The organism is Sporosarcina luteola (genome assembly GCF_007991495.1).
In the GTDB taxonomy this organism is placed as follows: Bacteria; Bacillota; Bacilli; order Bacillales_A; family Planococcaceae; genus Sporosarcina; species Sporosarcina luteola.
The window spans coordinates 15,318-27,203 of sequence record NZ_BJYL01000035.1; the positions used below are offsets into that span (position 1 = coordinate 15,318).

Annotated in this window: 16 protein-coding genes; 5 read left to right on the plus strand and 11 right to left on the minus strand. The window is 45.8% G+C overall.

Annotated features, from left to right (window positions below; genetic code table 11):
• Positions 1-14: 14 nt before the first annotated feature.
• From SLU01_RS12985 to SLU01_RS13000, 4 genes are read right to left on the minus strand one after another with little or no spacing between them, the layout of a single operon-like run.
• Positions 15-278 carry a YwdI family protein gene (locus SLU01_RS12985; RefSeq protein WP_147059015.1) on the minus strand — a complete coding sequence of 88 codons (264 nt, stop codon included), beginning with the start codon at positions 276-278 and terminating at the stop codon, positions 15-17.
• Positions 275-451 carry a uracil-DNA glycosylase gene (locus SLU01_RS12990; protein ID WP_147059017.1) on the minus strand — a complete coding sequence of 59 codons (177 nt, stop codon included), beginning with the start codon at positions 449-451 and terminating at the stop codon, positions 275-277. Before SLU01_RS12990 ends, SLU01_RS12985 begins: the two co-directional genes overlap by 4 nt.
• A gap of 15 nt (positions 452-466) precedes the next feature.
• On the minus strand, positions 467-1,150 hold the full coding sequence (locus SLU01_RS12995) for a uracil-DNA glycosylase (RefSeq protein WP_147059019.1): 684 nt from the start codon (positions 1,148-1,150) through the stop codon (positions 467-469).
• 5 nt (positions 1,151-1,155) lie between these two features.
• Positions 1,156-1,923 (minus strand): DUF4230 domain-containing protein, encoded by a 768-nt coding sequence (locus SLU01_RS13000; protein ID WP_147059021.1) that lies wholly within the window; start codon positions 1,921-1,923, stop codon positions 1,156-1,158.
• Between the two features lie 216 nt (positions 1,924-2,139).
• Here SLU01_RS13000 and SLU01_RS13005 point away from each other — a divergent pair, with 216 nt between their 5' ends.
• The 3 genes from SLU01_RS13005 to SLU01_RS13015 all read left to right on the plus strand — a co-directional run bounded on the left by SLU01_RS13005 (position 2,140) and on the right by SLU01_RS13015 (position 4,715).
• Positions 2,140-2,490, plus strand: coding sequence for a YojF family protein (locus SLU01_RS13005; protein ID WP_147059023.1), 351 nt, complete (start codon positions 2,140-2,142; stop codon positions 2,488-2,490).
• A 30-nt stretch (positions 2,491-2,520) separates the two neighbouring features.
• The gene (gene bshB2, locus SLU01_RS13010) at positions 2,521-3,204 is read left to right on the plus strand and encodes a bacillithiol biosynthesis deacetylase BshB2 (RefSeq protein ID WP_147059025.1); all 684 of its coding nucleotides are present in this window, start codon (positions 2,521-2,523) and stop codon (positions 3,202-3,204) included.
• Between the two features lie 158 nt (positions 3,205-3,362).
• On the plus strand, positions 3,363-4,715 hold the full coding sequence (locus SLU01_RS13015; protein ID WP_147059027.1) for a YjiH family protein: 1,353 nt from the start codon (positions 3,363-3,365) through the stop codon (positions 4,713-4,715).
• A 56-nt stretch (positions 4,716-4,771) separates the two neighbouring features.
• Here the strand turns inward: SLU01_RS13015 and SLU01_RS13020 are convergent, their stop codons facing one another.
• The gene (locus SLU01_RS13020; protein ID WP_147059029.1) at positions 4,772-5,716 is read right to left on the minus strand and encodes an L-threonine 3-dehydrogenase; all 945 of its coding nucleotides are present in this window, start codon (positions 5,714-5,716) and stop codon (positions 4,772-4,774) included.
• A gap of 189 nt (positions 5,717-5,905) precedes the next feature.
• On the opposite strand from SLU01_RS13020, the gene SLU01_RS13025 reads away from it, so the two are divergent.
• Positions 5,906-6,562, plus strand: coding sequence for a hypothetical protein (locus SLU01_RS13025; RefSeq protein ID WP_147059031.1), 657 nt, complete (start codon positions 5,906-5,908; stop codon positions 6,560-6,562).
• Between the two features lie 4 nt (positions 6,563-6,566).
• The gene (locus SLU01_RS18045; RefSeq protein WP_170232710.1) at positions 6,567-6,737 is read left to right on the plus strand and encodes a hypothetical protein; all 171 of its coding nucleotides are present in this window, start codon (positions 6,567-6,569) and stop codon (positions 6,735-6,737) included.
• A 71-nt stretch (positions 6,738-6,808) separates the two neighbouring features.
• On the opposite strand, the gene SLU01_RS13030 is transcribed toward SLU01_RS18045, so the two are convergent.
• The 6 genes from SLU01_RS13030 to SLU01_RS13055 all read right to left on the minus strand — a co-directional run bounded on the left by SLU01_RS13030 (position 6,809) and on the right by SLU01_RS13055 (position 11,830).
• Complete coding sequence (locus SLU01_RS13030; RefSeq protein WP_170232711.1) at positions 6,809-7,093, minus strand: DUF6958 family protein; 285 nt, start codon at positions 7,091-7,093, stop codon at positions 6,809-6,811.
• Positions 7,094-7,424: 331 nt separating this feature from the next.
• Positions 7,425-8,615, minus strand: a complete 1,191-nt coding sequence (locus SLU01_RS13035; RefSeq protein WP_147059035.1) for a glycine C-acetyltransferase — start codon at positions 8,613-8,615, stop codon at positions 7,425-7,427.
• Between the two features lie 72 nt (positions 8,616-8,687).
• Entirely contained in the window at positions 8,688-9,770 is a 1,083-nt protein-coding gene (locus SLU01_RS13040; protein WP_170232712.1) for a hypothetical protein, read from the minus strand.
• 100 nt (positions 9,771-9,870) lie between these two features.
• Positions 9,871-10,593 (minus strand): YczE/YyaS/YitT family protein, encoded by a 723-nt coding sequence (locus SLU01_RS13045; RefSeq protein ID WP_147059039.1) that lies wholly within the window; start codon positions 10,591-10,593, stop codon positions 9,871-9,873.
• A gap of 90 nt (positions 10,594-10,683) precedes the next feature.
• Complete coding sequence (gene ybaK, locus SLU01_RS13050; protein ID WP_147059101.1) at positions 10,684-11,175, minus strand: Cys-tRNA(Pro) deacylase; 492 nt, start codon at positions 11,173-11,175, stop codon at positions 10,684-10,686.
• 55 nt (positions 11,176-11,230) lie between these two features.
• Positions 11,231-11,830, minus strand: a complete 600-nt coding sequence (locus SLU01_RS13055; protein ID WP_147059041.1) for a hypothetical protein — start codon at positions 11,828-11,830, stop codon at positions 11,231-11,233.
• Positions 11,831-11,886 lie beyond the last annotated feature (56 nt).

The following is an 11,886-nucleotide window of genomic DNA, read 5'->3' on the forward strand; positions in this document are numbered from 1 at the left end:
CTTTTTGTGCTTAATTAAAAATCAAAGATTGAGCCGCCGTTCGCATCTTCTTCCTCAAGCGGTCTGCCTTCTAATGAAGAGAGTAATGGCTTATGAGAAATCGCCATCGTTCTTGGAGTGATGACCGGCTCGTCCTTCTGCTCATTGCCGACGAGAACGATTTGACAGAGTGCCCTCACAGCAGTTAATGCTTCACGGACTGCCGCTTCGTCGTCTGCTGCTTTTGCATATTTCAGCTGGCGTTCCATTTCTTCGATAATGCGTTCAGTTGGTATCATCGTTTCACAGCCCCTTTCTTCGGTTCGTATTTCATACATTCCATGCCGGATGATCGCTTCACGACGATGGACGGCAATTCGCGCGTCTTAAACCCATATGCTTTGCAGCCACGCGGGCTTTTCGGATCCCATGTTACGAAAAAGTATTGACATTGAAAACAGTTCACAGCCATTTGGCCATCACTCCCTTACAATCCGGCATCCGTCCGGCACCAGTCGACCGGGGATTCATGCCACCGTTCCAAAATCAGGTTCACTTTCGAATACGGTGTGCTGCCGAAAAAGCCGCGGCTTGCGCTGAGCGGACTCGGATGGACGGATTCCATAATGGCATTTTGTGATTCGTCGATCAGTTTCTTTTTTTCCTGAGCAGGCCTGCCCCACAAAACGAATACAACCGGTTCGCTCCGTTCGGATAAACGACGGATTACTTCGTCGGTAAAAAGCTCCCAGCCCATTTTTCGATGAGAATGCGCCTCTCCTTCCCTCACAGTGAGGACGGTGTTCAACATGAGAACGCCTTGCTTCGCCCAGCCCGTCAATGTCCCCGTTTCAGGAATGGCACACCCGATATCGGACTGCAATTCTTTAAACATATTTCGAAGACTCGGAGGGATTTTGACGCCAGGTTTTACCGAGAAGCTGAGGCCATGCGCTTGGCCGGAGCCGTGGTACGGATCCTGTCCTAAAATGACGACCTTCACTTCTTTGAATGGAGTCAATTTAAAGGCTGTCCACATATCTTCCATGCGTGGATAGACTGTATGGCTGCTATATTCTTTTTTGAGGGAATCGCGAAGCTGTAAATAATACGGTTTCTCGAATTCCCCCGCGAACACGTCATCCCAATCATTGCCGAACCTTACTGTCATGCAACTCACTCCTTGAATTCAATCGTCACGTCGTATCCCGCGAATGAAAACATTTCCCTCAACGTCTTTTCCGCATTGTATTGCGCCGTTTTCAATACACCCTGCCCTGTCGCTTCCTCAAGGATGAGCGTTTTCGCCTCCGCAGCCAGTTCATACGCCTCTTCAATATCTGCTTTTTCTCGGAAGACGCCTTCGTATGAATAGACTTCGACTTCGTCAAAATAAATTTCAGCGCCGCCTAAAAACTTCGCTTCCGGCAAGATAAGTTTTGCCGTCTTTTTCTCTTCATCTATGATTACATCTTTTTCTGTTAGATCAGACAGATCGACACCAGCTTTAACAGAACCCGGAATGACGACGAGAAGCTGCCGCTTCGTTCCCGGTACGTTCATGCCGATGCTTTGGCCAAATAACTGGTTGTCCTGCCGTTCAACAATGACTTTCGTATAGGCTTCTGCTGTAGCCATTTCATTCAACTCTTGTATATGTTCAAGAAACACACCTTTTTGTTCCGTAAAGGTGCTTCCAAGTGATAGAAATTTGAATGCGACGAATGGGGCGGCGATGACGAGCAGCAAAAGGATGACGCCGATGAGTAGAATTGATCGTTTCCAGCCAAATAAGAGCTTTCTGCTCATGCGTCTGAAATTGCCTGATTTGTATTTCCTTTTCCCGCCGAACGACTCTTCCACGGTCACCGCACTTTCAGACTCGGATGCTTTTAATTCTTTCAAAAGCCTTTCAAGCTCTTTAATTTTCTTCTTATCTTCCATACCCTCACTCACCTTCCTTTTACACTTCATTTCTATGAAATTCGTCTCATTTCCCTATTAAGTTGTACGTATAGCCTAACGAAAAGTTTCCTAGTAAACAATAGAAAGGTTGGAAAGAGTTATGAATCCGTCTCACAGCGAGCACCTCAAATGCATTCCCTCCCACTTTTCTATATACTTGAGCTATCCGTATTTTGTATAAAGGAGGATGAATTAATGGAAATCGTAAAACCGGAGCATTTACAGGAACTTCTTGACACATTTGCGAATAAAGATGTCTACATCCATCTGGAAACGACGAATGGTGCGTATGCCGCCCATTTCAAAGAAGGATTTTTCAACGCCGGAGCATTCATCCGGAATGTTGTTGTGAAATATGAGCTCGGCAAGGTGGCGGGAGAATCTCCGCATCGCGTCGGTTTAAAACTTCCATCCGGCTGGATTTATGCACAAGGCATCACCCACTATACAGTCGACGAGCATGACCGGCTCCTCATGTGCGGACTCGATCCCGATGGAAAGCTTGCAGTCGCTCTCGAAATAAGCGAAACACCGTTTACATATTAAGCTGTGCCGTAACGAACAGGAGGCTTTTCGATGATAAAAAAAGAACGCCACGTACTTGTCATTTTCCCGCACCCGGACGACGAAGCTTTCGGTGTCTCGGGTACAATCTCAAGCTACATCGAGATGGGAGTTCCCGTCACGTATGCCTGCTTGACATTAGGCGAAATGGGTCGAAATCTTGGTAACCCGCCATTTGCGAACCGTGAAACATTGCCGCAAATCCGCAAGAAAGAATTGCAAAATGCTGCGGCTTCCATGGGCTTAACCGATTTACGGATGATGGGCTTGCGTGACAAGACGATTGAATTTGAAGACGACGAAAAGATGATCCAACTCGTCACCGATTTGATTGAAGATACAAACCCGTCCTTAATCATATCGTTCTACCCGGGTCTCTCCGTCCATCCCGATCATGACGCAACGGCGCGCGCAGTCGTCCGCGCAGTCAGAAGGATGCCGGAATCCGAGCGTCCGACCATCTATACGATTGCATTCGCGAACAATACCGCCGAAGTGCTCGGCGAACCTGATATTCTCCATAACGTCGAGGCGGTCGCCCAGAAGAAAATCAACACACTTAATTCCCACGCTTCCCAAACGGTCTGGATGATGCGTGATATGGAAAAAAGATTAGCGGAGAAAGACCCTGAAGCACTGAAATGGCTGCACAACGAACGATTTTTCACCTATAAGTGGGATCAAGATTTCGAATGATCCTAAAAGCTCCGATTCCTTCGGGGCTTTTTTACTAACCAGATTCAAAAACAGAAAAGTAGGACTTTACTACGTTGTATTTACAATTATGACGTAAACACTTAATATGTATAAATATACAATAACGATGACTTTTTATTCAAAGGGGCGACATAGATTTGAGAAAACATACTACATCTACTTGGCTTTACTTTTTAATTCCATCCATTCTTGGAATCATCCTTTTCATGATTCCATTGAAATTCGGGGAAGAATGGAAAGTGCCCATCGCAAAACTTGCCGATATCCTATCGGGCTGGCTAGAACCGGCAATGCCGATGGCAGCAATGATTATTATTACGATCGCGGCGATCGGATCATTGATTTATTCAGTCCTGCCGCGTACAAGTTCAAAACCGTCTTTCATGGAAAGCATATTCAAAGTTACACCATTTTGGACAATTACCCGTATTATCGGTGCTGTTTTCGCCATTATGGTCACATTCCAAATCGGTCCAGAAGCAATTTGGAGTGAAGATACAGGTGGTTTGCTTCTTGCACCGGATGGACTTGTTTCGTTCTTATTCACGATTTTCTTATTCGCTGGTCTTTTGCTTCCTTTACTATTAAACTTCGGTCTTTTGGAGTTTTTCGGAACGATGATGGTGAAAATCATGCGTCCTTTATTCAAACTGCCGGGTCGTTCTTCAATCGATGCGCTCGCTTCTTGGATTGGCGACGGCACAATCGGCGTCCTGCTGACGAGCAAACAGTATGAGGAAGGCCATTATACACAAAGGGAAGCTTCAATTATTGCAACGACGTTTTCTGTCGTTTCCATTACTTTTTCACTTGTCATTATCGATACTGTCGGCATGTCGAATTATTTCCTTCCGTTCTACGGTACTGTCCTTTTGACAGGTGTCATTTTGGCATTGATCATGCCTCGGATTTATCCTTTACGCAGCAAGAAATCGGAGTATATTGACGGACGTAAATTTACCGGTGCTGAGGAAAAACTGCCTGAAGGCTATAATGTCGTGAATCACGGCTTGGAGCATGCGTTGGATACGGCTTCCAGAAACCGTTCGATCGGCAAGATTTTTACGGATGGAATGCGCAACGTACTCGATATGTGGGTGGGCGTCGCGCCTGTCGTCATGGCGTTCGGTACGGTCGCGCTTATCCTAGCCGAATACACAAGCATCTTCACGATTTTAGGAAAGCCATTTGAACCAATCCTTGCCGTTCTCGGAATTCCTGAAGCGGCAGAGGCAGCACAAATGATGGTCGTTGGATTCGCGGATATGTTCTTGCCGGTCATCTTAGCTGACGGCGTCATCACGTCCCCAATTACATTGTTCACAATCGCGACGGTTTCTGTCGTTCAATTGATTTATATGTCGGAAGTCGGCGGACTTATTTTAGGAACAAAAATACCGCTAAACATTTTGGATTTAATTATCATTTTCCTCCTGCGTACATTGATCGCACTTCCAATCGTCGCAGGCGTCGCACATCTGCTATTCTAATAAATCACAAATAAAGACCGCGGATTCTTTCATAGGAATCCGCGGTCTTTATGCATTTATTTATTCAATTTCCGTTTTAATTGCTCCAACATATCTGCTGTCATTGCGTCTAAATCGTATTTTGCTTTAAAGCCCCATTCTGCCACAGCCGCTGATGGGTCGATATTGTCAGGCCAGCTATCGGCGATTGCTTGGCGGATTGGATCGACGTCATAAGCCATTTTGAAATCAGGTATATGCTTTTGGATGGAAGCTGCAATTTCACCCGGTTCGAAGCTCATCGCTGTTACGTTGAACGCATTGCGGTGCATCAATTTCGCAGCATCCGCTTCCATTAAGTCAACAATTGCTTGTAAAGCATCCGGCATATACATCATGTCCATATGCGTTCCTTCTGCGATGAAGGACGTATACTTCCCTTCCTCGATCGCTTTGTAATAAATATCAACAGCGTAATCCGTCGTTCCCCCGCCCGGTTGCGCAACATAGGAAATCAATCCCGGGAAGCGTACGCCGCGTGTGTCGACGCCGAATCGGTTGTAGTAATAATCGCATAGCAATTCGCCCGCTACTTTATTGACACCATACATCGTCGTTGGCCGTTGCAATGTGTCTTGGGGCGTATTCATTTTAGGCGTTGATGGACCGAATGCGCCGATTGAACTTGGCGTGAAAAATTGCATATCAAGTTCACGCGCTACTTCAAGGGCGTTCACAAGTCCGCCCATGTTCAAATTCCATGCAAATAGTGGCTGTTCCTCCGCTTTTGCAGATAAAAGCGCTGCCATATGCATGATTGTATCCGCACCAAAATCCTTTGCCAAATCATGCATTTTCTTGCCATCCGTTACGTCCAGGACAGAAAATGGTCCTTCAACCGCCGTTTGCGGTTCACGGATATCTGTCGATAAAACATTATTTTCACCATATTCTTTTTGCAGCTTCGCAATCAATTCAGAACCGATTTGACCAAGCGCACCTGTTACCATAATTTTTTTCAAATCATACTCCTCCTAAAGGTCATATGTGTTTATGGGAAGGACATTCTTTTCCTGTATAACTTAAAATCGTTTAAATCAAGCATAAAAAGATTATATTATGTTCTTCTGAAAAACACAATAACAGTTCTCCTAGTTTAATCTTTTCCTCTGATTTTTCTGTTATACTTAAGGAAAAACATGAGGTGTGCGATGTTCAGTAAATACGTCAATTTCATAATTGTTATCGCTATAAGCGTTCTACTAGCGTTATCTTTATTCGCGTCCGGCATGCAGACATGGCTTGTTTTCACGATCGTCATGGTCTTCACTTTTATTATGACAATGGGGTACCCTTTCTATATCATTTACAAATCGAAAAGTTTAAAACTGATTGACCGTTATCTCACTAATCATCGAAATAAGCCGATTTTCGGATATGCGCATGCGCTTGCGCACGGGACGGAAGAGGAAATCATAACTCAATTGAAGAAAATCTTAAAATCGTATGCCAATGCAGAAGTACAAGAAGTATATAAAGCGAATTTGCTAGTGTTTCAAAAGGACTGGAGAGGTTTGATAGACGCTTCGAAATCAATGGAGAATGTTGCGTACCGTGATTATTACGCAGGGATCGGGTATACAATGAGTAATAACATGGGGAAAGCTACCGAACATGTACAGAAGCTCCGAACTCCATGGATGGTCCATTCGCTGAAGGCAATTATTGCCCTCAGACAGAAAAAGCAAGATGTGTTTGAAGACCAAGCTGTCCTTGCGTCCAAACAAGCTGTTGGAATGCAGCGCTTCGTCGTCCATCACACATTAAAGAGAATGGCGGAGGGGACTTTTTCGACAAAGGAGGTGTGAAAACATGATCTTTGTGGAAAACGCTTTCGTTGAATTAAAGGACGGAAGGCGCGGCCTAATTGTTGAAATACGGCCGAACGAACAGCCACAGTACGACATTGAACTGCCGAGTGGTGAACTCACAACCGTGTTTCACGACGAAGTTTCCAAAGAGGTCCATTTGCCAACACGATAGTTGAAATTTGGACAACGCAAAGAAGACCCATCTTTTTAGGAGGATGGGTTTTCTTTATTGTATAAAATCATTCAACTGGCTGATGTCACAAACAATTGCCCGTTCAGCAATGGGCATTCCAATTGACCCCTTGCCTCGAGGTCCGTCACAATCGCTTCCATATACCATTGGATATTGCCGTCCAGTGTCGATAATAGCTTCATTGTTCTGCTCGCAAGCTCCTCATAAGAAATAATCCCGGCTTCACGAATAATCATAATCATCACTTTTTTCACTTTCTCATATCTAAACTTTACAATCGATGCACCGGCTTTGCCGTTCGATTGCAAAAGTTGCACGCTTTCATTATATCGCATACGCTCCACCTTTTAGATTGTATTTCTACTCATCTATTACCCCTTTTCTCCTATTTTAATCATTTAATATGAATAAATGTATCGGCTTCTCGAATATGCGAGTGAAAAGAATGAGCCTATGTGCGATTTAATGAGCCATTCCTGGAATAAACGAGCCGTTGTGCAAAAGAATGAGCCGTTTTCAGGATAAACGAGCCGTTGCGCGAAAGAATGAGCCGTTCTCAAAAAGAATGAGCCCTTGCGCGATTTAATGAGCCGTTCCTCATCTTCTTGCCCATTCAAAAAACTGTCGCACCGGCAATTTTCGCCGATACGACAGTCATTTCACATATTAAGAAATTACCCCTAATTCTTTCCCTACTTTTTCATAGATGGCGAGCGCGTCGTTGAGCATTTCCTCTGTATGCGCCGCAGTCGGCATATTGCGAACGCGGCCCGTGCCTTTTGCGACTGTCGGGAAGACGATCGATTTCGCGTAGACGCCTTCTTCGATCAACCGTTTCGAGAATTCTTGTGTCAGCTTTTCGTCACCGATGATGCATGGCGTAATTGGTGTTTCCGAGACGCCGATGTTAAAGCCTAGCTTCTTCAAGCCGTCTTTCAAGTAGTGGCCGTTCTCCCACAACTTATCATGCAATTCGGTGGAAGCCATAATTTTATCCAAAGCGCCCATGATTGCCGCAACGTCGCCTGCCGGCAATGCTGTCGAGAATAAAAATGGACGGGAGCGCACTTTCAACCAGTCGATCAAGTTTTGCGTTCCCGCGACATATCCGCCGACAACACCGATTGCTTTCGACAATGTACCGATTTGGAAGTCGATTTCCTTTTCAAGGCCGAAATGCTTAACAGTTCCTTTTCCTTTGCCTAGCACACCTGATCCATGAGCGTCGTCCACGTATGTGATCAAATCGAATTCTTTCGCGATCTCCACGATTTCAGGCAACTTCGCAATATCGCCATCCATCGAGAATACGCCATCCGTAATATACATAAGCTTGCCGTACTGACCGGATTCCTTCGCTTCTTTCGCCTTCGCGCGCAAGTCGTCCATATCCTGGTGATTGACACGGATAATTTTCGCCCCGGAAAGTCGGCAGCCATCAATAATAGAGGCGTGATTCAACTCATCCGAAAGAATCGCATCTTGTTTATTCATAACAGCTGAAATGGCCGCCATATTGCAGTTGAAGCCGGATTGGTATGAAATTGCTGCTTCCGTTCCTTTAAATTCCGCAAGCTTCTTCTCCAGTTCAATGTGGATATCAAGTGTACCGTTGATCGTACGGACCGCTCCTGCGCCAACGCCGTATTTTTCAGTCGCGGCGATATTAAGCTTTTTCAAATCTTCGTCAGTCGCGAGACCTAAATAGTTATTCGAGGAAAGGTTGATCAGATCTTTCCCTTTAATTTTGATGATCGGGCCATTTGGACCTTCCACCGGGTCAATTTCATTGTAGAGACCTTGGTCGCGCAATTCCTGTAAATTTTCTTGTAAAAATGCATCGAGGACTTTTGACAAATTGATCTTCCTTTCAAACGGGTTATGCCCCCATTTTAGCACATAGGGGCTGAACTCGCCGAAAGAACCGATTCACACATCTATCCATTCCGATAATTGCCGGGCCTTTTCCTCAAACTTTTTCCGGGCGATCGTCTTATCGAGCAATTCCCGCAGCCTTTCTTCCGACTGGGCGAACGCATGCATATAGCCTGTTCCGTCCATGATCTTTTCCTTATATCTCCCGCTAATTTCCTCGATTTTCTCATCTGCTTCCGCATCTTCTTCGCATAACGGAAACAAATCTAAAATCTCATCTGCCGGGCTTTCCGGATCATATTCATGCGGCGCCGTCGCGTCAAACAAGCAGACAGACAGCTCGGGTAATAAAACAAGATCGACGCTATTCGGCTCAAGCGCGCACCAACCGTACAACACATCGATCCCTCGGGATTCCGCTTCTTTTCCGAGCGCCTTCAACATCGTTGATTTCCCCGTGCCCGACAACCCTTTCATCAGTATCCGTCGTTTCATCCGATTGGTGATGGATGGAAGGTAATCGCGCGAACCTCCTACAGATAATGACCCCGGTATACGATGAGAAACCATCGATTTCTTATGCAATTTCATCATTCCAAAAAGCTCTTCTTTCAATGAATCAATCATTTGCTCATGCTCTTTCCACATCATCCTTACAATATTCACCTTTTCCCATTCATCATGGATCCGGTTCGCTTCGGACATGGCGGCGAGCATTTTCGACTTCGCTTTATTCGACTCTTGGAGAATCTCTGCAATCTCATATGATCGGCTATTCAGCTGTTCCTCATCATACATATCGTAGAAGCTGATGACACGGTGACGCCCTCCGAGTTCGGTAGGCTCGAGTGACACGGGGTGTGAGGATTGAAGAATGAATAGGCTAAGCTCTGTCACAAAAATGGCATCCGCATTATCGGGATTGATCGGGCTATTGAAACGGTCCACATTAAACCCACGTTTGATAAAACGCGATGCCGCATCGTTCAATATGCCGGATATGACATTCGTTGGCGGTGCTTTTAGAAAAATCGTTTTCTCCGCGGTGTCAATCAGTTTATCGTATTGATGCGAAATCCCACGTCCCGTATAAGCTGTCCCCATATATTCCGTAATTGTACCGTATATGATGACCATCCTTTCTTTTCAGTTACTAGGTTCATACGTCTACCATATGCCCAAGAAATAAAAAAAAGCACGGCTTGTCTGCACGTGCTTCCAAAAGGTTTTTTGAAATTTACTGCTTGCTGTCCACTGGTATTCTTCGAGGTGCTTCATTTTTCTCCTGAAGCGCCTCCTCCCGCGGAAGTCGGGCAGCCACTTCAACGATACCAAAAGCCTGTTCCGCCTCTGCATCTGCAAGCTTCATTAATAATTTCTGGCACTGCGGCAAAGCATAATGGACAATTTGACCGATCAAAAGAGCAATGAGGACAGTTCCCAAGCCTACGGGACCACCTAACAGCCAACCTGCGACCGCCACGACTACTTCAATTGTCGTCCGTACTTTTTTAATGCCAAACCCAAGCTTCTCGACAAAGATGAGCATGAGACTGTCACGCGGACCCGCTCCTAAATTCGGTGCGACGTAAATACCGATCCCATAAGCCATAACTGCTACGCCAAACGTAAAGATGATCACTTGGCCGGTCATCGAATGGAATTCCGGAAGTAGCCAATTGAACAAATCGATAAATACACCGACAAGCACCATATTCAGCCAAGTTCCGAACCTCGGCCATTGCTTAAGCACAAAAGCCGTACCAACAACAATAAGGAGGCCTGTTATAATTCCCCACGTCCCAATCGTCAAACCGAAATTCCGGTACAAACCGACATGCAGGACATCCCAAGGTCCAATGCCGAGACGCTGTCCTTTAATCGTCATTGTAATCCCTAATGACAGGATGATCATACCGACAAGGAAGAAAGTCCATCTCCATAGTATTATCTTTCTCATTCGCATTCTTCTTTCCGCACTATCCGACAATAATGATAGTCTTATTGATTATCCCTATTGTAGCATGTGTTGGGTGTGCAAGAAATGTTCCTAGTCTTTACAAACGTCAAAGAACGAAGCATCTGCCGCTTTGGCAAGATCTTCCGGGGCCAATTTCATTTGCAAACCCGGCTTGCCTGCACTGACGATCATCTTCTCCAGATTTTCCGCGGATACATCGATAACCGTCGGATATTTCTTTTTCATGCCGACCGCAGAACAGCCTCCACGCACGTAACCCGTTTCCTTCGTCAAATCCTTTAGCGGAAGCATCTCCAGCTTTTTTACCCCAACCGCCTTCGCCGCCTTCTTCAAATCCAGTTCTTCAGCAACCGGGATGATGAAAACAAATAACTCCTTTGGTGAAGTTATCGTCACCAGTGTCTTGTAGACCGATTTGGCCGCTTGCCCCGTCTTCGCAGCAACTGACACGCCATCCAACTGGCCGTCATTCACATCATAAGTCATCAGCTCATATGGTACTTGCTCATTTTCCAATAGCCGCACTGCATTCGTCTTCGCCGATTTCTTCTCCTTTGCCATCTCCCCACACCTTTCCGGAATGCAAGAAAGACCGCCAATATGACGGTCCTCCCTCTTACGCACTAGCATTAAACCGTGGCCATTCGGCAATAAAACCATTCCGCTTCGCTTCAGTTTGAATCGAATAAGCGGAAATTGCCTTGACGAATCGTTTCCGTTCCAAAAGTACTTCCCGTTCAAGGTCGGTCGGAAGATCCATGGATGCCACTTTGAGCGCTTCCGCCTTTTCACGGCTCACCTCTGCATCCCTCTGCGTTCGTTCCCTCATTTGAAGGGCAAGGCGCGCTTCTGTATCCATGATTTTAGCTGAAGCCGTTGCAGCTAGTTGATGATCCGCGGTTGTCGGTTCCGGCACCGAAATTGCTTCACGGCGCACATCCCGCCACGCATCAATCGTTTCTTCCAGCGTCTTTCCAAGCGGAAGAATAACTTGTTTTACGAGACCGGCATCCAATTTTCGGAATTCCTGGCTTTCCGGCTGAATGTCTGGCTCGTTTTTACCAGTCAGCAGCGCTTCCAAATCATTCAGCGTCTTTTGATTGCGTCCATTGTATTCCGCCTGGCGGTCATAGGCTTGCTCCGCATTCCTCCGTCGGACGGCGTCATACCGCTGTAATTGATCGGCTGCGGATGCAAACGTCATAATGGCATTCATGTCACTCACCTCCCAGTAGTTTCAGTTAGGTATAGTATATCCATACTTTTCATCCA